19 protein-coding genes and 1 riboswitch are annotated in these 20349 nt (G+C 59.4%); of the genes, 8 read left to right on the forward strand and 11 right to left on the reverse strand.

Annotated elements, in window-relative coordinates; all coding sequences use genetic code 11:
* The first annotated feature begins 62 nt into the window (after positions 1 to 62).
* Both KW839_RS14580 and KW839_RS14585 read left to right on the forward strand, forming a co-directional pair.
* Positions 63 to 1532, forward strand: coding sequence for a PAAR domain-containing protein (locus KW839_RS14580; RefSeq protein ID WP_218424707.1), 1470 nt, complete (start codon positions 63 to 65; stop codon positions 1530 to 1532).
* On the forward strand, positions 1529 to 2140 hold the full coding sequence (locus KW839_RS14585; protein ID WP_218424708.1) for a hypothetical protein: 612 nt from the start codon (positions 1529 to 1531) through the stop codon (positions 2138 to 2140). The genes KW839_RS14580 and KW839_RS14585 overlap by 4 nt, the downstream gene beginning before the upstream one ends.
* A gap of 84 nt (positions 2141 to 2224) precedes the next feature.
* On the opposite strand, the gene KW839_RS14590 is transcribed toward KW839_RS14585, so the two are convergent.
* The 5 genes from KW839_RS14590 to KW839_RS14610 form a co-directional block, all read right to left on the reverse strand.
* The gene (locus KW839_RS14590; RefSeq protein WP_218424709.1) at positions 2225 to 4963 is read right to left on the reverse strand and encodes a LuxR C-terminal-related transcriptional regulator; all 2739 of its coding nucleotides are present in this window, start codon (positions 4961 to 4963) and stop codon (positions 2225 to 2227) included.
* Between the two features lie 261 nt (positions 4964 to 5224).
* Positions 5225 to 6589 (reverse strand): DUF1329 domain-containing protein, encoded by a 1365-nt coding sequence (locus KW839_RS14595; RefSeq protein ID WP_060539456.1) that lies wholly within the window; start codon positions 6587 to 6589, stop codon positions 5225 to 5227.
* 28 nt (positions 6590 to 6617) lie between these two features.
* The gene (locus KW839_RS14600) at positions 6618 to 8519 is read right to left on the reverse strand and encodes a DUF1302 domain-containing protein (protein WP_060539455.1); all 1902 of its coding nucleotides are present in this window, start codon (positions 8517 to 8519) and stop codon (positions 6618 to 6620) included.
* Positions 8520 to 8859: 340 nt separating this feature from the next.
* Entirely contained in the window at positions 8860 to 10542 is a 1683-nt protein-coding gene (locus KW839_RS14605; protein WP_060539454.1) for a fatty acid--CoA ligase, read from the reverse strand.
* Between the two features lie 317 nt (positions 10543 to 10859).
* Positions 10860 to 11489 carry a LysE family translocator gene (locus tag KW839_RS14610; protein WP_060539453.1) on the reverse strand — a complete coding sequence of 210 codons (630 nt, stop codon included), beginning with the start codon at positions 11487 to 11489 and terminating at the stop codon, positions 10860 to 10862.
* 91 nt (positions 11490 to 11580) lie between these two features.
* On the opposite strand from KW839_RS14610, the gene KW839_RS14615 reads away from it, so the two are divergent.
* The 3 genes from KW839_RS14615 to KW839_RS14625 all read left to right on the forward strand — a co-directional run bounded on the left by KW839_RS14615 (position 11581) and on the right by KW839_RS14625 (position 14427).
* The gene (locus KW839_RS14615) at positions 11581 to 12546 is read left to right on the forward strand and encodes a 2-hydroxyacid dehydrogenase (protein WP_218424710.1); all 966 of its coding nucleotides are present in this window, start codon (positions 11581 to 11583) and stop codon (positions 12544 to 12546) included.
* Between the two features lie 33 nt (positions 12547 to 12579).
* Positions 12580 to 13578, forward strand: a complete 999-nt coding sequence (locus tag KW839_RS14620) for a class I SAM-dependent methyltransferase (protein ID WP_060539451.1) — start codon at positions 12580 to 12582, stop codon at positions 13576 to 13578.
* 51 nt (positions 13579 to 13629) lie between these two features.
* Positions 13630 to 13766, forward strand: a riboswitch (yybP-ykoY riboswitch).
* Between the two features lie 76 nt (positions 13767 to 13842).
* Positions 13843 to 14427: a TMEM165/GDT1 family protein gene (locus KW839_RS14625; protein WP_060539450.1), complete on the forward strand. Its 585-nt coding sequence runs from the start codon at positions 13843 to 13845 to the stop codon at positions 14425 to 14427.
* 130 nt (positions 14428 to 14557) lie between these two features.
* Here the strand turns inward: KW839_RS14625 and KW839_RS14630 are convergent, their stop codons facing one another.
* From KW839_RS14630 to KW839_RS14645, 4 genes are all read right to left on the reverse strand, one after another.
* Complete coding sequence (locus tag KW839_RS14630; RefSeq protein ID WP_218424711.1) at positions 14558 to 15376, reverse strand: M48 family metallopeptidase; 819 nt, start codon at positions 15374 to 15376, stop codon at positions 14558 to 14560.
* A 190-nt stretch (positions 15377 to 15566) separates the two neighbouring features.
* Entirely contained in the window at positions 15567 to 16190 is a 624-nt protein-coding gene (locus tag KW839_RS14635; RefSeq protein ID WP_218424712.1) for an SOS response-associated peptidase, read from the reverse strand.
* 35 nt (positions 16191 to 16225) lie between these two features.
* Positions 16226 to 16486, reverse strand: coding sequence for a putative signal transducing protein (locus KW839_RS14640; RefSeq protein WP_060539447.1), 261 nt, complete (start codon positions 16484 to 16486; stop codon positions 16226 to 16228).
* A gap of 9 nt (positions 16487 to 16495) precedes the next feature.
* Positions 16496 to 16678 carry a CPXCG motif-containing cysteine-rich protein gene (locus KW839_RS14645; RefSeq protein ID WP_060539446.1) on the reverse strand — a complete coding sequence of 61 codons (183 nt, stop codon included), beginning with the start codon at positions 16676 to 16678 and terminating at the stop codon, positions 16496 to 16498.
* 139 nt (positions 16679 to 16817) lie between these two features.
* Between KW839_RS14645 and KW839_RS14650 the strand changes: the two genes are divergently transcribed.
* Complete coding sequence (locus tag KW839_RS14650; RefSeq protein ID WP_060539445.1) at positions 16818 to 17984, forward strand: 1-acyl-sn-glycerol-3-phosphate acyltransferase; 1167 nt, start codon at positions 16818 to 16820, stop codon at positions 17982 to 17984.
* A 58-nt stretch (positions 17985 to 18042) separates the two neighbouring features.
* Here the strand turns inward: KW839_RS14650 and KW839_RS14655 are convergent, their stop codons facing one another.
* Positions 18043 to 18321, reverse strand: a complete 279-nt coding sequence (locus KW839_RS14655; protein ID WP_218424713.1) for a hypothetical protein — start codon at positions 18319 to 18321, stop codon at positions 18043 to 18045.
* Positions 18322 to 18512: 191 nt separating this feature from the next.
* On the opposite strand from KW839_RS14655, the gene KW839_RS14660 reads away from it, so the two are divergent.
* A complete protein-coding gene (locus tag KW839_RS14660) occupies positions 18513 to 18719 on the forward strand; it encodes a hypothetical protein (protein WP_060539443.1) in 207 nt (68 codons plus the stop codon).
* A 92-nt stretch (positions 18720 to 18811) separates the two neighbouring features.
* On the opposite strand, the gene KW839_RS14665 is transcribed toward KW839_RS14660, so the two are convergent.
* Positions 18812 to 19396 (reverse strand): YajG family lipoprotein, encoded by a 585-nt coding sequence (locus KW839_RS14665; RefSeq protein WP_060539442.1) that lies wholly within the window; start codon positions 19394 to 19396, stop codon positions 18812 to 18814.
* Between the two features lie 203 nt (positions 19397 to 19599).
* Between KW839_RS14665 and KW839_RS14670 the strand changes: the two genes are divergently transcribed.
* Positions 19600 to 19839: a hypothetical protein gene (locus tag KW839_RS14670; protein WP_060539441.1), complete on the forward strand. Its 240-nt coding sequence runs from the start codon at positions 19600 to 19602 to the stop codon at positions 19837 to 19839.
* Positions 19840 to 20349: the final 510 nt, after the last annotated feature.

Raw genomic sequence — 20349 nt, forward strand, 5'->3', positions numbered from 1 at the left:
TCTCCTTTCATCGCTTCGCCTAGCGTGTTCGTCCCTGCCTATACACCAAGGATAACCCTGCCATGAGGCGTTATCACATCACCGTCGGAGCCACTACCACGGTCGACGGCACCGTGAAAACCGGTTACCCGCACCGCGACATCAACGGCCAGCTCATGGCCCGTGAGGGCGATGACGTCTATTGCCCGGAGTGCGACAGCACCGGCACCATCGTCTGCGACGGCCCGCGCCTGTCGGAATATATGGACGATCGCCGGGCCGCCCTGGAAGGCGACCTGTGCCACTGCAAATGCGACCCGTCACCCCGGTTGATTGCCGTCCAGACCCTGGTATGCCAGGAGATCGAGACGCCCAAGGTCGCCCCGCCTCCGCGCACCGCCGCACCACCCGCTACGCCGACTGCACCGCACCCGCCCGCCGCCGAAGCGCGTCCTGCCAATTTCACCCCAACGCCGAGCAGACCGGTGTCGTCCTACAGCGAACTGCCCGGGCACGCCTGCGAGAACCTCTGGCGTGGTTATCAACAACGGGTAGAAAACGTCGTGGCCCCGGGCGGCAAGCTGATTACCGACCCCAAGGCGCGCAACAAGGCGATCAATGCCGCCTACGCCCAGCTTTGGCGACACGATCAACGTTTCCAGTGGGCGGGCCTTGCGGCCTTTGCTTCGAAACAGGTTGGCTGTGGGTTGCTGCATGCGGCGGAATCGGTCGACAGGATTCAGGCTGAACACGAAGCGGGACAGAACCTGATGAAGAGTGCTAACAAACGATTCAGGTTGTTCGGCCTTGGCGAGCCTGAGCGACAAGCGAGGCTGCAGGACTACCAGCAAGCACAACGAGACTACCAACAAGCCCGCCGCGACAATCCGGTGCCGGGATTGGATCTTCGGCGCGACGCTGAATCATTGTCACTCGTGCAGCAGCAACTCCAGCATGTGTATGAGATGTTGGCTATGGGGAATACCACGCTGTTTCTGGATGTGTTTCCGTTGCATGTTTTTTATGCCGAACGTGGGTTGGAAGCGCTTGAACGCTGCTTGCCTTTAAGAGAAAACATTTACGGGAGCGATCAGCATCCGATGATATGGCCAATAGAGTCGGAGACACTAAAATTTGGTACTGACCATGAGGAGATCCGACGCGCGTTTCAGGCCATTGACAATGGTGACATTGCAAAGAGTGTCGATCATTTGGCCCGACACGAACAGGTAAACATCCTGCAACCGGCCATGTATGAAAATACGGAGTTCAAGTGGTTACTATGTAGCAACCATTTCTCCTACGTAACCAATTTGCCCGCCGGTGCCGCTCAAGCCGTCGAATTGACCCTGGCCAGCCAATGTCGCCCTATCGATGACGGACGCACCATTGGTTTTAGCAAGAGCCCCTTCGCTGATTTATCCGATGTCAATGTGCGTATGCATTTCGTACTCAAGGCTGCAACACAATTTGACCAGCTGTTGCAAAGCGATCGACGCCCTCTGATCGAACAGTCAATTCGGGACATCGCTACGGGTGGGGGCGTCAGATGAGTTGGATGCAGAGGATTGGGGGGCGACGCGGTTCGTTGGTACTGGTAGTCGCTACCATCGCTGCATGGATGACAATTGAGCTGCAATCGGAAAAGGAAATTGCGCTGGTGATAGGCGAACCTTGGGAAGACATGCGCCAGCGTTCCAGTGCAAGCATTGATCCGGCCATACCTGGCCGCGCATGGTTTGGCATGCCCGGCTCAGATGCTCGCTTACGATTCATTGACCCCCAATATGGCTTTGTTACACCACAGGCCCGTTTTTTTACGGTGATGTTCGATGACGAAATGATCGACGGTGTTCGCATGTCCCCGCAAATCGAACCCCTGTTGCTCGACGACACCCTAAAGGTCGTGCTGGACCTGCAAGAGCAATGGCACAAAGGCGGCTGGACGCCGAACAGGGCCAAGGACTTCCCGTCGTTCGCTGACACACCCGCATGGCGATCTCGATTACGTGACGTAAACAAAGGAGGTAAGGCTTATTGGTTGGCGGGGGACAAGTACCAAATACTATTAGTGGTCAACCGTTTCAGATACAGCAAACGCCCGATGGAGGAGCGCTACCTCATCACTTTGGGAATTCACAAATCACGGGGCGTACGATGAGCACCGGCGAGCGCCAAGTCATGCTATATGGCATCAGACGTCTTGCCGTCATCGGCACTCCTTCGCCAGACATCCCGTACCGGGCTATACCAAAACCCCCAGCTCCTTCGCTCGCGCCACCGCCTGCGTACGCCGCTCCACCCCAAGCTTGCTGTTGATATGGCTGGCGTGGGTCTTGACCGTATGCAATGAGATAAATAGCTGATCGCTGATTTCCTGATTCGAGCAACCTTGGGCGATCAGGCGCAGGACCGCCAGTTCACGCATGCTGAGCTGTTCTGCCGTCGCACTGGCTTCCACTGCGGGGCGAACGACCATAATCGGCAACTTTTCCATCAGGCTCTGTGAAACAGGTGTCGGCGGGCAGAGTTGCAACTGAGCCCGCAGCCAGTCCGAATGCTCGGCCAGCAATCTTTCAAAGGGTTGCAGCACACCTCCGCCTGCGACGTCCAGTGCCTGAGCCAGGGCCTTGCGTGCCTCGGGCTCGCGCCCGCTGCCCAGCAGTAACGCAACTTTCTGAGTCAGCGCCATGGTACTGAGCATTTGCCGACCGGTTTTCTGGCCATGCTCGAGCAGCGCATTCAAACGCCCTTCGGCCAGCATCGGTTGACCCTGAATAACCTCCAGCAAGGCTTGTTGCAATTCGATATGCAGAGGCAACTGCGGGTGGAATTCCGGGGGCGACGCCGCGTGCTCGCCGGTGTAGGTCTGCCCCAATCGTGACAGCCAGGCTTCGGCCAGATCGGTGCGTCCCTGGGCAAGCCAGAGTTCGCATTTGACCAGGGTGATCATCGCCAGATAGTAAATCGGCGGGACATCCCAGATATGCATCAGTCGTTCGGCTTCGGCCAGTTCGGCAAAGGCCTTGGCAAATTCGCCGCTGCTGCCTTCAACCCTGGCGATGACACAGTGACCTATCAGTACGCTGATATCGCGGCAGGCCCGCGCCTCGTTCAGACCGGCCTGTAAACGCACTCGGGCTGCTTGTGGCTGCAGTCGCTGCGCCAACAGGAAGCCTTCATACAGTGTCAGTCGTGCGCGAACGGCATAGAGACGTTGCGGGGAAAGTCCCTGAAGTCGCTGTAAACCCTGGCGGACTTCCTGCAGCGCCCGAAAGACTTCCCCCCGCGCCTGCAGGACACGGGCGCGGTCGTAGTGGGCCAGCGCTTCGAACAGTGGATTGCCGACCCGTTGCGCCAATTCCAGCGAATCCCGATTCAGGCCCCGCGCACGCCACAAGTCGCCGTCGGCAATGGCCAGGTTGGACAAGGTCGAGAGGCACATCAGGCGTTGTCCGTAGCGCTTGCACGGCAGGCTTTCCAGCGCTTCGCCGCAATAACGCAGCGTGAGTTCACGATTGCCGCGCCCGCGGGCGATGATTCCACTCAACGCCAGCCACTGCGCCAACATGGACCTTTGCGCGGTCGCCGACGGTGCAGGCAGGAAGCGACTCAAATGACTGGCCAGTTCTTCGGCGGCGTCCAGCTGGCATGCCATGCCCAAGGCCCAGCTGTAGAGCACGATCAGGCGCGGCGTGCTGATCAGCAGGCTGTCGGGCAAGTCCATTTTCCAGCGCAACAACATGCCGACATTCTGCTCGGCCAGCAGTTGTTCTTCAGAGAGGTTTTGTACCAGATTCGCCGCGACATCCAGATGGCCGGCACGCAGGGCCTGCTCTACCGCTTCGTCGAGCAGGCCCTGAGCGTTGAACCAGCGACAGGCACGCAAGTGCAGGCTGGCCGCCGGGACCATCGACTGGGAGGCTGGCCGTGTGCGCAACAAGTCGGAAAACAGATGGTGATAGCGATACCAGTGACCATGCTCATCCAGGGGCACCAGGAACACCTGATGGGCCAGCAGGAATCGCAGGATCTCGGCACTGTCATGGGCGTCGCGAACGGCGTCGCACAGTTCGCTGCAAAAACGCTCCTGAAGTGCGGTGTCATAGAGAAATGACTGGACCTCGGCAGGCAGGCAATCAATCACCTCTTCTAGCAGATAGTCGCGGATCAGCCCTTCCCCGCCATGCAACGATTGGGGCAACGCACCATCGGTGCCGGCTTCGGAGGCCGCCAGCAGCCAGAAGCGCAAGCCTGCAACCCAGCCTTCGCTGCGCTGGATCAGGTTTTCCAGCGCCTCCCCGCGCAAGGAAGTGCTGTGGCGATCGAGCAGGCTCAAGGCTTCATCGTGGGTCAGGCGCAAATCCTGCTCATGCAACTCCAGCAGTTGCCGCGACAGTCGCAACCGCGCCAGATGCCAGTCGGGGCGCTGCCGACTGGTGACCATCACCAGCAAGCCATCGGGAAGATGGTTGAGGAAAAACTGCAGGCAACGATCCAGAACCGGCCCCTGGGCCAGATGATAATCGTCGAGCACCAGCAGCAATGGCGTCGCAATGGACAGATGTTCGGACAGTTCGTCGAGCAGCCCGTCCAGCCATTCTTCGAAGGCAAACGGCTGATGGCGCTGGCGCATTTTCAGCAGCCCGAGAGACTGCCTGCCCAGGTCCGGAAAGTAATCCTGGAGGCCTTCGAGCAGGCGTTCGAGAAAACGCCCCGGGTCATTGTCTCGCGGGCTCAGGCCCAGCCAAAGGCTTTGCCAGTGAGCCGGCAATGCCTGACAGAACTCCACCGCCAAAGAACTTTTGCCGAATCCTGCAGGCGCACTGACCAGCAACAACCGGCCACCCAGCCCGGCGCTCAGGCGCTCGCACAGGCGCGGACGCAGCACATGGCCGTCGGGCAATGGCGGGCGAAAAAAACGCCCGTCCAGTGTCGCGACAGCAACGGTTGCAGAACCTGGGGGTATAGCCAAATCAGTCATAGCCGGCTCTTGTTTGAAATGCGGTGGCGGCGTTGCAGATGTCCGCAGACTAGCCGTAATCGGCGAGGGAATGAAGGTAATTGCTACAAATGGCTACAAAAAGTCTTGCGCGTCGTGATCGAAAAGATCGCAGCCTCGTTTCACTCGACAGCTCCTACACAGTGCCTACAGGTAAAACGAGGATCTTTTTCAACGTCAAAAAAAAACGCCCCGAACCAGTCGGGGCGTTTTTCAGAGGGTGCGGCCTCTACTCATGTCACCTTAGCGCACACCATCCTGGCGCAGGGCGGCAGGGGTGAAGTCGCTGGTGGTTGCCTGGAAGCCGAAGTCATACGCCGACTTCTCTTCGTTCTTCATGCCCAAGGCCAGGTAGCGACCCGATTGCAGGTCGTACAGGGTTTCGAGGGCATACCACGGCACTTGCTTGTCGTAGTAGTTCTCGGCATGTGCCTCGGCTACGCGCCACAGTTGGCCACGGCCGTCATAGTGGTCGATCACCGCGGCTTGCCAGGTGTCTTCGTCGATGTAGAAGTCACGCTTGGCGTAGATGTGGCGCTGACCTTCCTTCAAGGTGGCGACCACATGCCACACCCGGCGCAGCTCGTAACGCGCCAGATCCTGGTTGATGTGACCGGCCTTGATGATGTCGGTGTACTTGAGGGTCGGATCGTCGAGCTTGTAGCTGTCGGAGGCGATGTACATCTCTTTCTTGCCTTCGAGTTTCCAGTCGTAACGATCCGGCGCACCGTTGTACATGTCCAGGTTATCGGAAGTACGCAGACCGTCGGCTGCGGTACCCGGTCCGTCATAGGACACTTGCGGGGCGCGACGCACACGACGCTGACCGGCGTTGTAGACCCACGCCGAACGCGGTTCCTTAACCTGGTCGAGGGTTTCGTGCACCAGCAGCACACCACCGGCCAGACGCGCCGGCGCGGTCACTTTCTGTTTGAAGTAGAACAGGATATTGCCCGGGTTTTTCGGGTCGTAATCCTTCATCTTGTCGCGGAACACAAACTGGTCCTGGAAATACACCAGGCTGAACGAGCCGTTCGGCTGCGGCGTGGCTTGGGTTACCAGGCGGGTCACGCTGCCACCGCGATAGCGGGTGATGTGGTTCCAGATGACTTCAACGCCGGTCTTCGGAATAGGGAACGGCACCGCGGTTTCGAAGTTTTCCAAGCCATTGCCGCCCGACACCAGGTTGGTGTTGGTGGCGTTGCGCTTGATGGCGGCGAATACGTCATCGGGCACGGTAGCGCCACGATGGGACGGATAGACCGGCATCTTGAAGGTTTCCGGGTAGCGCTTGAACATCGCGTACTGGCCCGGGGCGAGCTTGGCCTTGTACTGGTCGACGTTCTGCGCCGTGATGGTGAACAACGGCTTTTCGCTGGCGTATGGATTGGACAGGAAACCTTTGCTGTCGACCGTACCGGCGTTCTTTGCCATGGGTTTCCAGGCAGGGATCGAACTGTCGGCGTTACCCGCCATTTCGGCACCCATCGGGGTCAGGCTCTTGCCCAGTTTGTCCGCTTCGGCTGCCGGCACGGCCGCCATGACGCTGGTCGCCAGCAGCGAAAGCCCCAGAACACCGGCGTGGAACAGACTCTTTGTTATTTTCATATGTGTGTTCGTCCTGAAAATGCAGTGCTTAGAAGTTCACGCCGAGGCTGAGCGCAACGAAGTCGCGGTCATCCACAGTGGTGTACTTGCCGTCAAAGAAGTTGGTGTAGGCCAGGCTCGCGGTGTAGGTGTTCTGGTATTCGGCGTCGACACCCAGGCTTACCGCTTTACGGCCTTCCTCGAAGTTGCCGCCAGGGCCAGGGGAGTAACCTTCCACGTCATGGGACCAGGCCACGTTAGGCTTGAGGTTCACACCGGCGAACACGTCGTTGTATTCCCAGATGGCGCGACCGCGGTAGCCCCAGGATGTCGAGGTGGTGAAGCCTTCATTGTCGCAGTTGCGGCTGCGGTTGTTGGTCGGCGTACCCGGGCCGGCCCCGTTAATGGTGCTGCTGTTCAGCGCCACGCAGGTATCGAGCGCGCCAGTGGCTGGCAACTCGCCCGGACCGTAGACCGGATCGCGGCCATAACGCACGTCGGAGGTGCTTTCCAGGCCGCCGACGTAGGTCACGCCCACTTCGCCTACCAAGGTCAAACGGCTCGCGCCCATCACCTGATCAAAGAAGTGCGTCAGGGTGGTCTGGAACTGGGTGATTTCCTTGCGACGGTAGCCGTGCAGGTCCTGACCCGGCACACCGGTAAGCAGCGATGCGTTGGTCAACGGGTTGTTCGGGTTGTTATTGCCGATAGGACGGACACCGGCGAAAAGAATGTCGGTGGAGTTGAGCTGCACCGGTGCGTTCGGACGGTAGCTGACCTCACCACTCCACGCCGTACCGGTAGGCAGGGTGGTAGAGAAGCTCAGGCCATAGAGGCGGATGTCTTCAGGATATTCGATGAAGTATTGCGAATTACCTGCCACCAACAGTGGCGCCAGCGCGGCGAACGGACCTGGCAGGCCTGCTGCGGTGTTGTAGACCGACTGCGGCGCACCGGTGGCGCTGAAGATTGGCGCACGGCTGTGGTAGTTCATGAAGTAGGCACCGAACTCGGTGTCCAGCGGGTCGAACATGTACTTCAAGGACGCGCCCCACTGGCCGCCATCACGGGCATCGCGGTCCGCGCCACGGCGTACCAGAACACCCTCATTGTTGACGTCAACGCCGTTGGCGGCCAAAGGTCCGAGGGCAATGGCCGGAATCTGCGAACGCTTGTTCAGCACCCGCAGGTTGTTATTGCAGCCGTCAGCAACGATGTCTGGCTGTGAGAAGAACGTGCCGCAGTTGTCGACGACGGTCTGGTCCCATTCAATTTGGTAGAAGGCTTCGCCCGAGAGGTTTTCGGTCAGGCTCTGGGACACATAGAACATGTTGACCGGAATCAGGCCTTCCTTGATCTCGGCACCCGGACGGCGGAACGCGGACACGTCGATCGGGTTGATCGAGTTGATGCCACCGCCGATGAAGGTACTTTCACCCCAGCTCACCACCTGCTTGCCCAGACGCACGGAACCCGGCTGATCGGCAATGGCGTAGTTGTGGTAGACGAAGGCGTCGAGGATCTGGCCGCCGGCGGACTTGGCGCCTTCCTTGCGGTTGTCGTCGCTGATGTCCTTGAACGGACGGCTTTCGTCTTTCAACTCAAAGTCGTACCAGTATTTGCCACGGACGAAAACACCGGTATCGCCATATTTCAATTCAAGGTCATGGATACCCTTGAAGATCTTGGAGAAGGTTTCGCCGCTTTTGAAGTTCAGGTGACCGTCATCGGAGGTCTGGGACAGGCCTTGGCCGCCGTTGTTGACGCCAATGAGGTTCTTGTTGGCACTTTCGGTAGACCAGCTGGCACCGATCGACAGAGCCGAATCGAACTGACCTTCGATTTCACCAACGTTGAAACTGACGCCGAATGCTGGCCCGGCGAGCGTAGAGGCAAGACTGACGGCCAAAGGCAATTTCGCCCGGCGCCAGAACTGGTTTACTGATGTCATCGACGCTACTCCATGTGCATTTTATTTTTATGGCAGTGAGCACTTTTAAAAACGCCTTGGGATAACCGGGAGCCATGGCATCCCAAAGTCATTCCAAAGTTGCATCGCCCCTGTTCGTGCGGTTGCTCCGTTTCTAAAAATCCATGCACGGACTATAGCCAGCAGGTTGTAGTGCTTGATCCCTCTAAAGTGTGATTTGCAGCTGCCAGCCACTCTGGAACAGTCCTTTCGCCAGTCCGACACACGTCGGCTCGGCAAGGATGGCTGAAATTACGGATTTGACAAGCCAAGCGCTTGCTTGGTGGGGCTGGCGTGTCCTTTCGGACACGCCAGAAGAGACTTAAAGCGTCGAAAGGAAGGTGCTATTGGTGGCTTGCCATTCAGTGATGTCGGCCCGAATCCGCTTCTTGTCGAGTTTGCCGACACTGGTCTTGGGAATTTCAGTAACAAGGGCAATCTGGCTCGGAATCGCCCACTTGCTCAGGTGCCCCAGTTCGACAAATGGCTTGAGGTGTTCCTTGAGTTCCCGGGCCCCGATTTCGTGCCCTTCGCGCAGCACCAGCAAGGCAAACGGACGCTCGCCCCACTGTGGATCGGCGATGCCCACCACTGCTACTTCGCGTACCGCCACATGGCGACTGATCAGGTCTTCCAGATCCAGAGAGGAGATCCACTCGCCACCGGTCTTGATGACGTCCTTGATCCGGTCGCGAATGTCGATCACCCCCATGCTGTCCAGGGTCGCTACGTCACCGGTGTGCAGCCAGCCCCCGGCCCACAGCTCCGCGCCCTTTTGCGGCTCGTTGAAATAGCCTTCGGTCAGCCACGGCGCGCGCAGCACCAGTTCGCCCTGGGTTTCACCATCGGCTGGCAGGAAGTTGCCGTTGGCGTCAACGATGGCGGCTTCCACCAATGGCCCTGGCACACCGGCCTTGATCCGGTAGGTGGTGCGCTCGTCTTCGCTGCCGGCCATCAGTTCGTCGTTCAGGTGCGCGCACGACACCAGCGGCCCGGTTTCCGACATGCCGTAGGCGGCGGTCAACTGAATACCTTTGGCCTTGGCCGCTTCGTACAGCGAGCGATTCAACGCGCTGCCGCCGATGACGATTTTCCAGCCGCCGAAGTCGACGTCTTGCGCCGCCTTGGCATTGAGGACCATCTGCAAAATGGTCGGTACGCAGTGGGAAAAGGTCACCTTCTCTTTGCGCCACAGCTCTACCAGGTATTGCGGGTCATACCGGCCGGGATAAACCTGCTTGAGCCCGAGCATGGTCGCCACATACGGCAGCCCCCAGGCATGGACATGGAACATCGGGGTGATCGGCATGTAGACGTCGTTGGTGCCCAGCAGACGCACGCTGTCGATCGCGCCCATGATGGTCGACACGCCGATGGTGTGCAGCACCAGTTGCCGATGGGTGAAGTACACACCCTTGGGATTACCCGTGGTGCCGGTGGTGTAGAAGGTGGTTGCGACCGAGTTTTCGTCGAAATCCTCGAAGTCGTATTTTGGGCTCGCGGCCGCCAGCAACTCTTCGTATTCGCCAATGAGGTTCGGCAGCTCGGCAGTCTTTTCCGGCAGATCGGTCAGCAGAAGGGTTTTCTCGACCGTGGTCAGATGCCCGGCGATGCCCTGGTACAGCCCGGTGAACTCGCTGTTGACCAGCACAAAGCGGTCCTCGGCGTGGTTCATGGTGTAGAGGATCTGCTCCGGCGACAGGCGCACGTTGATGGTGTGGATCACCGCGCCGATCATCGGGATGGCGAACATGCACTCCAGGTAACGATGGCTGTCCCAATCCATTACCGCCACGGTATCGCCGGGTTTGACTCCCGCCGCCGTGAGCACATTGGCCAACCGGGCGACCCGCTCGATCAGGGTCGGGTAGCTGTAGCGCAACTTGTCGCGGTAAACGATCTCGCGGGTTTTCTCGTAACGTGCGCCAGACATCAGCAGCCGCTTGATCAGCAGTGGATATTGGTAAGCGCCTTCGGCTGGGGGAATAACGCGAGTCTGCAACATAATAATCCCTTTTCCTGACTGCACGGTCGTGGCTGAAAGCTAGCACTGTAGTGCTCCTGATCGTCAGCCAAATCAGCCAAAGGAATGATTTGCAGAACCTCGCAAATGATAGCGTTGCGCCATCAAGTGTCGCGTATTGTTCACCCACTTGAGCTGGCTCATCAGGCGGCGTGTCTGTCGACGCAGTCACGGCTGTGCCGGCCTCGTCGCGAGCAAGCTTGCTCCTACAGATCTGCGCGCGCACAACTTCCTTGCGCGCGCGACCTCAATTTCTGTGGGAGCTGGCTTGCCAGCAATGGCGGTGGCTGCGCATTGGATCAATGCATTTCGGTAAACGCCAGCTTCACGCCGATTGCGATCAGCACCGCACCCATGGTCCGGTCGAACCAGTGGCCCATGCGGGCGAAACCGGCGCGCACGCGCTGCTGGCTGAACAGCATCGCCACCAGGCAGAACCAGGCTGCCGTCGCCACCGCCAGGTAAACCCCGTAACCGGCCTGCACAGACAGCGGCGTGTGGGGGTTGATCACCACGGTAAACAGCGAGAGGAAAAACAGCGTGGCTTTCGGATTCAGACCATTGGTGACAAACCCTGAAGTGAAGGCCCCACGCGCGGTGCGCTCGCCGGCTTCCTTGTGCAGATCGTCCGCCACTGGCTTGGCCGGCCGTGCACGCAGCGCCTTGAAGCCGATGTACAGCAGATAAGCGGCGGCGGCCCATTTCAAGGCGTTGAACAGCATGATGGACTGGGACACGATCAGGCCGATGCCCAGCAGTGAATAACCGACATGCAGGAAAATCGCCGTGCCCACACCCAGCGCCGTCCATGTGCCGGCGCGGCGACCGTGGGTCACGCTTTCACGCACCACCACGGCGAAGTCAGGGCCCGGGCTGGCCACTGCCAACAAGTGAATCAGGGCAACGGTCAAGAACTCTGTCCAGTACATTGAAGCTCCTTAAGGCCAAGCGTAACTATTTATTTCATCTGGTAGGCTCGGCAGATTACGCCTTCAGTTCATTGCACAAAAGGTACAGTTGATGACGAACACTCACCGCGCCGTTTTCCTTGACCATCCTTCCCTGGACCTCTGCGACCTCGATCTGAACCCCCTACGCGCTTGTTTCAGTGAGTTGCAGTTGTTCGCTCAGACGTCACCGGAGCAAGTGATCGATCGCCTCAAGGGCGCTACGGTGGCCATCAGCAATAAAATCCTCATCGATGCGGCGGCCATGGCGGCCAGCCCCGAGCTTGAGTTGATTCTCATTACTGCCACCGGCACCAACAACGTCGACCTCGCGGCCGCCCGCGCCCATGGTATTACCGTGTGCAATTGCCAGGGGTATGGCACGCCATCGGTGGCCCAGCACACGATCATGCTACTGCTCAACCTGGCCACGCGCCTGGCCGACTACCAGAAAGCCGTCGGCGCAGGTCGCTGGCAGCAGGCCAAACAGTTCTGCCTGCTGGACTATCCGATCGTCGAGCTGGAAGGTAAAACCCTGGGTTTGCTTGGCCATGGCGAATTGGGCGGCGCCGTCGCACGGCTGGCCGAAGCCTTCGGCATGCGCGTGTTGCTCGGGCAGATTCCCGGGCGCCCTGCCCGGCCGGATCGCTTGCCGCTGGACGAACTGCTGCCACAGATCGACGCCCTGACCCTGCACTGCCCGCTCAACGAACACACCCGTCACTTCATTGGGGCCGGCGAACTGGCCGCAATGAAGCCCGGCGCATTCGTGGTCAACACGGCCCGCGGTGGCCTGATCGACGAGCAGGCACTGGCCGACGCCTTGCGCAGTGGCCACCTGGGTGGCGCTGCCACTGACGTCTTGAGCGTGGAGCCGCCGAGCAACGGCAATCCGTTGCTGGCCCATGACATCCCGCGCCTGATCGTCACCCCGCACAACGCCTGGGGAAGCCGTGAAGCACGGCAAAGAATCGTTGGCCAATTGACCGAAAACGCCTTGGGATACTTCAGCGGTAAGGCGCTGCGGGTCGTCAGTTGATAAACTGCGGCACTTTTTTTCACAGGAGCAGTTATGGATCCGCGCAGTGAAGTACTGCTTCGTCAGGCCGAATTATTCCAGGGCTCGGTGCTTTTGGCCGGTTTGCCCGCCGATGATTTGCTGGGCCGCTTGCCCGACGCCCATGGCTGGTGCTGGCATGCCGGCGATCAGGCCGCGCTGGATGCACGCTTTGCCGAGCGCAGCCATTTTGGCGTGAACGCGCCTGAGCGTGTATTCGAGAGTGCCGTGGTGTTTCTGCCCAAGTCCAAGGACCTGACCGACTACATCCTCAACGCACTCGCGTCGCGGCTGGCCGGTCGCGAGCTGTACCTGGTCGGCGAGAAAAAAAGCGGCATCGAAGGCGCAGCCAAACAGCTCAACCCGTTCGGCAAGCCACGCAAGCTCGACAGCGCGCGGCACTGCCAGCTCTGGCTGGTCACCGTAGCCAATGCGCCACAAGCCAAACCGCTGGAAAGCCTGGCGCAAACCTATGAGTTGCCGCTGGCCGAAGGCCCGCTGAAAGTCATCAGCTTGCCCGGCGTATTCAGCCACGGCCGCCTGGATCGCGGCAGCGCGCTGTTGCTCGAACACCTGGACAAACTGCCAAGCGGCCACTTGCTGGACTTCGGTTGCGGTGCAGGGGTTCTGGGTGCGGCGGTGAAACGCCGTTACCCGCACAATCAGGTGACGTTGCTGGACGTTGATGCCTTTGCCGCCGCCAGCAGCCGCTTGACCCTGGCTGCCAACGGTCTGGAAGCCGAGGTCATTACCGGTGACGGCATCGATGCCGCACCCATGGGTCTGAGCGCGATTCTGAGTAACCCGCCGTTCCATGTCGGGGTCCATACCGATTATTTCGCCACAGAGAACTTGCTGCGAAAAGCGGCTAAACATCTGAAAAACGGTGGCGAACTACGACTGGTGGCGAATAGCTTCCTGAAGTATCAGCCACTGATCGAGGAGCATCTCGGCGTCTGCGCGATCAAGGCCGAGGGACAGGGTTTTCGAATCTACCGGGCCAAACGCGGTTAATACTTCCTCGAAAAAGAAGGCTTGCCGAATGGATTTTGCATAGGCAGAATCCGCTCCGTCCTAGGGGAGTAGTCTCCCACGAGCGCCATGCTCGTCCGGCATACGTCAACATACTTGGTCCTCAGACCATGGCGTATGCGACCCCAGCGTCCGCATCAGACGGATCGCAGGGTTTGACAAGACCTATGACACGAACACCTTACCCGGGGCGGGAAGGCTGTACGTGTCATAGCCGTGTCGACCCGCCCCTTAGGAAAACCCCTGATGCTGGATTCACTACTCGTACCTACTGCTGTCGTTGCCTTGGCCGAAATCGGCGACAAGACGCAACTGCTCGCGCTCATCCTCGCAGCACGTTTCCGCAAGCCCTGGCCGATCATCGCCGGCATCGTCGCCGCCACCCTTGCCAACCATGCGGCTGCCGGTGCGGTAGGTGCCTGGGTCGGCGGCTTCTTCTCGGATACCTGGCTGCACTGGATTCTCGCAATCAGCTTTGCCGCAACCGCACTGTGGACCCTGGTGCCGGACAAGATGGATGACGACGAAGCCAGTACCGCTCGCAAGTTCGGCCCCTTCCTGACCACCCTGATCGCATTCTTCCTCGCCGAGATCGGCGACAAGACCCAGATCGCGACCGTGATGCTCGCCGCGCAATACCCGGAACTGTGGCTGGTGATCATCGGCACCACGCTGGGCATGCTGATCGCCAACGTACCGGTGGTTCTGGCGGGTAACTTTGCCGCGGATAAATTGCCGCTGACGCTGATCCGTCGCCTGGCGGCTTCGGCGTTCTTCATCCTGGCGATCGTTGCGGTGTACAAAGCGATGCAGAGTAGCGGCTGGGTTTGATGCTGTGAGTCAGTAACACCGAGTTATCGTTCATCGCCAGCAGGCTGGCTGCCACAATGGATTGGCATCGCGCACCTGTTTTTGGGAGCTAGCCGGCTAGCGATGAGGCGTTACTGATGACAAATAAGTATCAGGATTTCCTGGACTGCTCATACAGCGGCATAACCTTCGGAATCGCCGCCTGCAACGAAGCAATACGGCTCGCAGAAGCCGGGTGAGTGCTCATGAACTCTGGTGGCGAACCTTCGGAGGCCTTGCTCATCTTGTTCCACAGGGTGATCGCGGCATTCGGGTTGTACCCGGCACGGGCGGCCAGTTCGAGGCCGATCAGGTCCGCCTCGTTTTCATTGGCGCGGCTGTTGGGCAGGGTCATGCCGTAGTTGGCCACGGTATCAGCAAGCGCCAGGGTATCCTGACCCAAGCCGAGCAAGGCACCGGCGCCCTGCTTGGCCATTTCGATGCCGTAAGCCTTGGACATGGCTTCACGGCCATGCTCACGCAGCGCGTGGGCGATCTCATGACCTATGATCGCGGCGATTTCATCGTCGGTCAGCTTCAGGCTGTCGATCAGTCCGCTGTAAAAGAAGATCTTGCCGCCAGGCCCGCAGCTGGCGTTGAGTTGGTCACTCTTGATCAAGTTGACTTCCCATTTCCACTGGGCTGCATCCGGACGGAAGTTCGGCGCCTGGGCAATCAGCCGGTCGGCAATCGCCTGAACGCGCCGGGCATCGTTGCTGGTCTTGTCGAGCACGCCTTTGCTGGACGCTTCGCCGACGCTCTTCTGATAGGACTGGGCGTACATCTGGTCGACCTCTTGCGAGGACAACATGCTGAACATGTACTGCTTGCGCTCGACGCCCACCGCACCACCGCTGGTGGTATTGACCGACTGGCATCCAGCGAGCAGCAGAGTTGTGCTCAGCGCACACAAAGCCAATGTCTTGTTCATCAAAAAACTCCCTGAAAACATGCCGCGTATCCTAGGCGTGGAGATGTATTGACGCCAGATACAATAGAATTAAGACGCGCAATTGGGCTAAAGCTCTCATTGCCCGGAGAAAAAATTCACATTTGTTGAGTTGAGCGTGGGAACACCCTGAAGGAATTGCCTCATGCTGCGATCTTTTCGGCGGCCCCACCTAGCCCGGAGTCAGACACTCCGGCCCATTGAGCTTGGGATCATTCACCATGTTTGCCAGCACCCGCTCGCGCAATGCCGCAGGTTCACTGGCGAGCAATGCCTGCAAGGCATGCAGCGGTGTCTCGGGGTCAAGCCACGCAGCCTGCCCTGCCTCATCGAGAATCAACGGCCGCCGCTGGCTTGCTGCCGGCTGGGTAATCACCGCCGTGCTCAGCCAGACTTGTTCCTGTACCGGATACGCTTCCCAGATCGCCGCAAAGAACAACGACGAACCCTCCCCCGGTGTCAGCCAGTACGGACGCTTGCGCGTGGTGCCGCGCCATTCGTAGAAACCGTTGGCCGGCAGCAGGCAGCGGCGCTCGCGCAACGCCTGGCGAAACATCGGCTGCTCGGCCACGGTTTCCGCGCGAGCATGGGCCGGCGTGCGGGACAGGTCGGTCAGCCAGGGCGGTGTCAGCCCCCAACGCGCGCGCGCCAACTCACGCTGACCGTCGAGACCGGCACGCAGCATCAATACAGAATCATTGGGGGAAATGTTCCACTGCGCCTTCTGGTCGGCGGGAAAGCCTGGCAGGGCCGCGAAGGCGGGGGTCCAGCGAAACAGGGCATAACGTCCACACATGGGGCAGCACGACTCTTGATCAAACGAACGCCAGCCTAACAGACCAGCGTGCCGAGAAAGCTCTCCGGTTCATCCCCGGACAGCGGCAGCGCGGCATTGTACGCGGTGATCAGCTCGCGGGCGTATTGCGCCTGGTCGTTATCGACCGCCAGTCCCAGCAGGCCGAAGATCGGTAACTCACCACTGCCCCCCACCAGATCGCGGCCCACCAGATGCGCCTCGATACCTTCGCTGGCGAGCATGCCTTGCAGCAACTCGCCTTCCATCAGGTTTTCCGGTTCGTAGATTCGCTGCATAAAGGAGTCTCACTCATTTTCACTGTGAACTTCGAGCATCCATTCCTGACCATCGGTTTGCAGCGTGAACCGGATCGGCCGACAACAGACCGGGCAGTCTTCAATGTAGTTCTGATCGCCCCCGGACAAATCCAGGACGGCCTCAGCGGGCTCACCACAATACGGACATTCATAGCGCTCGGTTTCCAGCATCGCGGTCTCCCAGGTGACTTGTGCGTATAATCGCCGGTCTATTTGCAGGGCTATTTTTGTCTGGCTACTTTTTCAGACCGTACCCTGCCGGTTTTCGATCAAAACCTTTACTTACCCTAGCCGTTTCTAACAAGAGAGCATGATGGGCGAATTCGATGCCATCCGACCTTACGACGACAGCGAAGTCCCAGCGGTGCTGGACCGGCTGCTCGGCGACAAGGCGTTTCTAGATATCCTCACCCACTTCCGCTTCCCGCGTTTCGCTGGCGCTTTAGGCTGGGCGCTCAAACCTCTTATAGCTCATCGGTTGCGCCGTGAGTTCGCCGGTGTGCATTCGGTCGCCACGCTGCAGGACAAAGTCGAGGTTTACGTCGACCACACCATCGAGCGGGCCACCGACGGCGTCACTTATACCGGCGTGGAGCAGTTCAAGTCCGGCAGCGCGTACCTGTTCATCGCCAACCACCGCGACATCGTGATGGACCCGGCCTTCGTCAACTATGCCGTGTACCACGCCGGCCTGCCGACGCCGCGCATCGCGATTGGCGACAACCTGCTGCAAAAGCCCTTCGTCAGCGACCTGATGCGCCTGAACAAGAGTTTCATCGTGCACCGTTCGATTACCGGACGTCGCGAGAAGATGGCCGCCTATCAACTGTTGTCGGCGTACATCAACCATTCGATCCGCAACGACTGCGCCTCGATCTGGATCGCCCAGGCCGAAGGCCGTGCCAAGGACGGCGACGACCGTACCGAGTCGGCGATCCTCAAGATGTTCCACATGAGCCGCAAGGATGAGCCGTTCGGTGAGGTCATCCGTTCGCTGAACCTCACGCCTGTATCGATCAGCTACGAATACGACCCGTGCGACCAGGCCAAGGCCCGCGAGCTGTACATCCGCGCCACCACCGGCAGCTACACAAAAGTGCCGGGCGAGGACGACGTGAGCATCGCCAAGGGCATCACCGGCTACAAGGGCCGGGTGCATGTGAACTTCGCAGCGCCAATCACCGAGCTGTTCGAAGACACCAAGCAACTTGCGGTCGAGATGGACAAGCAGATTCTGGGGGGCTATCGCCTGTTCCCGGTGCACTACCTGGCGTATGCACAATGGCAAGACGCGGATCCGCAACTGCAGGTGCCCAAAGCCGCCGAAGTGTTCGGCGCCGATGAACTGGCCAAGGCCCAGGAAGAATGGCAGCAACGCCTGGATGCCTGCCCCGCCGAGCATCGGCCATTCCTGGTGCTGCAATATGCGACGCCGGTGCGCAATCAGTATCGGGTGAAGGCGCGATTGCCGCTGTAATCGCGGATACGACAACGGCGCCTGATGGCGCCGTTTTTTTTCAATACAAGATCACAAGTCAGACCTGCGTGCTGATCCACGACACCAGCAACGCCAGCCCCATGCAGGCAAACCCGAAGCAGTAGAAAAACCGGTTCATGCGCAAGGTCGCCCAATCCAGTTTCGGCTCTTCACTGGCGCGACTCTGGCGCTGCGTCTGCAGACTGGCCATCGCGCGCAGTTCGCGACGACGGGTGGCGTGCAGCAACCAGCCGCCCGGGAAGGCGAAGAGCAAGGCCAGCAGATTGATCAATTTGGCGGGATGGGCAGTTAACAGCGTCATCAAATGCAGCGACATCACAAACCTCAAGCAAAACCGGTGTGGCAGACGCGGAGCTGCGACTGCGGCGCGGATTCTACCGAAAGCTTTCGACCATGCCCTGGCTTTCCGACAAAAAACGAAACAATTGAGCTTTTGCTGTCCTGAGTCACGACGCTGTCATCTGCATCAACCACCATGCACGCCTCTAAATCGACATGGAATGCGACATGCTGCACGCCGAGAATCAGGACCGCCTTTACCTCATCGCTCACAACGACGAGCAACAAACCCTTGTTGGCAGCCTCGCCTTCAACGTGCAGGATCGCCATTGGCTGGTGTACTGCGCCCTGGGTGGGCATCAGCATGCGGACTTGCCGGAAGCGGATTTGCTGACGGGCGTGAGCGTGCTGGATTTTTATTCCGAAGCCGCCTGATTGCTCCCTGTAGCTGGCACCCGCAATACCAACAGGCATGAAAAAGCCCGGGGCCATCACTGGCACCGGGCTTTTTTACATCCAGCGAACCGTTATTCGCCGAGAACCTGACCCACGGTCGGGTCCTTGAACAGACGGGTCAATGCATCGCTCAACACATCGCTGACCAGCTTGGTATTGGTTTCCTGATTGGGCGCCATACCGAAGCGCTGGTCCAGGGAAGCGCCGTAGCGACCGCTGTAACGGCGATTGGCGTTCTGCACATCAGAGCGGAAGGTGGCGCCGATGGTCGCTTCGGTCACATACATGCCTTCTTTGGGCGACTGATATTTGAGTTCTGCCAGGGTCACGGTCAGCTGCGGTGCGTTCATGGCGTTGGTCGTCGGGGTGAAACCCAGCAGACGCACGGCAGCTTCGGCCTGAGCCTGCAGTTTCGGCAGGATCTGCGCGCCCTGCACGGTGATCGCGCTGGTTTCCGGATAGAGGCCGCCACGGGTGCCCAGGGTTGCCGACGGACGCCCGTCGACCACACGCACCACGACAGGCTGGCCATGACCGACCGGCGCCAGCTGAGTGGTCAGTTTTGGTTCCGGGTTCAGTTGTTGCGGGCTGTGGGCGCAGCCGACCAGGGTCAAACTGGTCACAGTGATCAAACCGAACAACAGGCGTTGCAACATGCTCTTCTCTCCAGAATCAGGCATAAAACAGGCCGGCAGTATAGCGGTGCGCCACTGCGGGGAACCAGCGCCGCACAGTGATTACTGAAATTTCTGACAGACCTTTCGGGCAGCGGTTCCTGTCACACAGTTGTCACTGTCCATACACTTGCACGTAACGGCTAGAAGGCAGTCTTCTGGACAATCGCCAAAGGTACTTTCCCATGCGCTATCTGATGTCGCTGTTCGCGCCACGCCCGCTGCATCGCTGCTTCGCCCTGCTCGACCACAATGGCCACTGCCAGGCGTTCAGACAGTGCAGCCTGCAACCCATGGGCGATGGCTGGGTCGAAATCGAAGAAGTGCGCCTGAACTGGCTGAATCAGCCCCTGCCTGCAAGCGCGCGCGTCGCTCAACAACAGCAGCAACCACGACTACGTGCCCGGCAACTGCTGGCCACCTGACCAAACGGCTAATAAAAGTCATTAAACACGACCATTTCCCTGCGTTTCTTAGATACAATCTCCCCCCGATTATAAGGACGTCTCCTGATCGGGCCTCGCAGCATCGTCAATACGCTTGTATTGACACCCCGCACCGCCCACAGAGAGCCGCCCACACAGATCGAGTGAAGCGGGTGCGCTTGCTGTTTCCCTGAGCAAAACCTCCTCTTTTCGCGAATCTGCAGAGCTGCCATTACGCTCGGTCACTGAGCTGTTTGCCCGTTTTTGCCTGCCATGAATCCCGTGGCGGCAAACCATCCGGGCCCGGTGCCAGGCTGGGGCAGCCCTTTTTTGAGGTTCACGTCTTCAAAAGAGCGTGAAAAAAACGGGTTTTCACAACTTCACAAGAGTGTGGCGAGCAAATGAATAGTTTTGCGTCTGAACATGCACCATTAGCGTCTACATCAGCCCAACGACACAGGACCGAGTATTCCTCGAACACCGGAGCCTGAAGCCTGTCCGCTACGGATT

It is taken from the genome of Pseudomonas sp. PDM31 (assembly GCF_019218965.1).
Classification (GTDB): domain Bacteria; phylum Pseudomonadota; class Gammaproteobacteria; order Pseudomonadales; family Pseudomonadaceae; genus Aquipseudomonas.

What these genes read in the sequence shown, in the direction of transcription:
- KW839_RS14580 (WP_218424707.1), top strand. Translation starts at nt 63, where the DNA reads ATGAGGCGTTATCACATCACCGTCGGAGCCACTACCACGGTCGACGGC.
- KW839_RS14585 (WP_218424708.1), top strand. Translation starts at nt 1,529, where the DNA reads ATGAGTTGGATGCAGAGGATTGGGGGGCGACGCGGTTCGTTGGTACTG.
- KW839_RS14590 (WP_218424709.1), bottom strand. Translation starts at nt 4,963, where the DNA reads ATGACTGATTTGGCTATACCCCCAGGTTCTGCAACCGTTGCTGTCGCG.
- KW839_RS14595 (WP_060539456.1), bottom strand. Translation starts at nt 6,589, where the DNA reads ATGAAAATAACAAAGAGTCTGTTCCACGCCGGTGTTCTGGGGCTTTCG.
- KW839_RS14600 (WP_060539455.1), bottom strand. Translation starts at nt 8,519, where the DNA reads ATGACATCAGTAAACCAGTTCTGGCGCCGGGCGAAATTGCCTTTGGCC.
- KW839_RS14605 (WP_060539454.1), bottom strand. Translation starts at nt 10,542, where the DNA reads ATGTTGCAGACTCGCGTTATTCCCCCAGCCGAAGGCGCTTACCAATAT.
- KW839_RS14610 (WP_060539453.1), bottom strand. Translation starts at nt 11,489, where the DNA reads ATGTACTGGACAGAGTTCTTGACCGTTGCCCTGATTCACTTGTTGGCA.
- KW839_RS14615 (WP_218424710.1), top strand. Translation starts at nt 11,581, where the DNA reads ATGACGAACACTCACCGCGCCGTTTTCCTTGACCATCCTTCCCTGGAC.
- KW839_RS14620 (WP_060539451.1), top strand. Translation starts at nt 12,580, where the DNA reads ATGGATCCGCGCAGTGAAGTACTGCTTCGTCAGGCCGAATTATTCCAG.
- KW839_RS14625 (WP_060539450.1), top strand. Translation starts at nt 13,843, where the DNA reads ATGCTGGATTCACTACTCGTACCTACTGCTGTCGTTGCCTTGGCCGAA.
- KW839_RS14630 (WP_218424711.1), bottom strand. Translation starts at nt 15,376, where the DNA reads ATGAACAAGACATTGGCTTTGTGTGCGCTGAGCACAACTCTGCTGCTC.
- KW839_RS14635 (WP_218424712.1), bottom strand. Translation starts at nt 16,190, where the DNA reads ATGTGTGGACGTTATGCCCTGTTTCGCTGGACCCCCGCCTTCGCGGCC.
- KW839_RS14640 (WP_060539447.1), bottom strand. Translation starts at nt 16,486, where the DNA reads ATGCAGCGAATCTACGAACCGGAAAACCTGATGGAAGGCGAGTTGCTG.
- KW839_RS14645 (WP_060539446.1), bottom strand. Translation starts at nt 16,678, where the DNA reads ATGCTGGAAACCGAGCGCTATGAATGTCCGTATTGTGGTGAGCCCGCT.
- KW839_RS14650 (WP_060539445.1), top strand. Translation starts at nt 16,818, where the DNA reads ATGATGGGCGAATTCGATGCCATCCGACCTTACGACGACAGCGAAGTC.
- KW839_RS14655 (WP_218424713.1), bottom strand. Translation starts at nt 18,321, where the DNA reads ATGTCGCTGCATTTGATGACGCTGTTAACTGCCCATCCCGCCAAATTG.
- KW839_RS14660 (WP_060539443.1), top strand. Translation starts at nt 18,513, where the DNA reads ATGCTGCACGCCGAGAATCAGGACCGCCTTTACCTCATCGCTCACAAC.
- KW839_RS14665 (WP_060539442.1), bottom strand. Translation starts at nt 19,396, where the DNA reads ATGTTGCAACGCCTGTTGTTCGGTTTGATCACTGTGACCAGTTTGACC.
- KW839_RS14670 (WP_060539441.1), top strand. Translation starts at nt 19,600, where the DNA reads ATGCGCTATCTGATGTCGCTGTTCGCGCCACGCCCGCTGCATCGCTGC.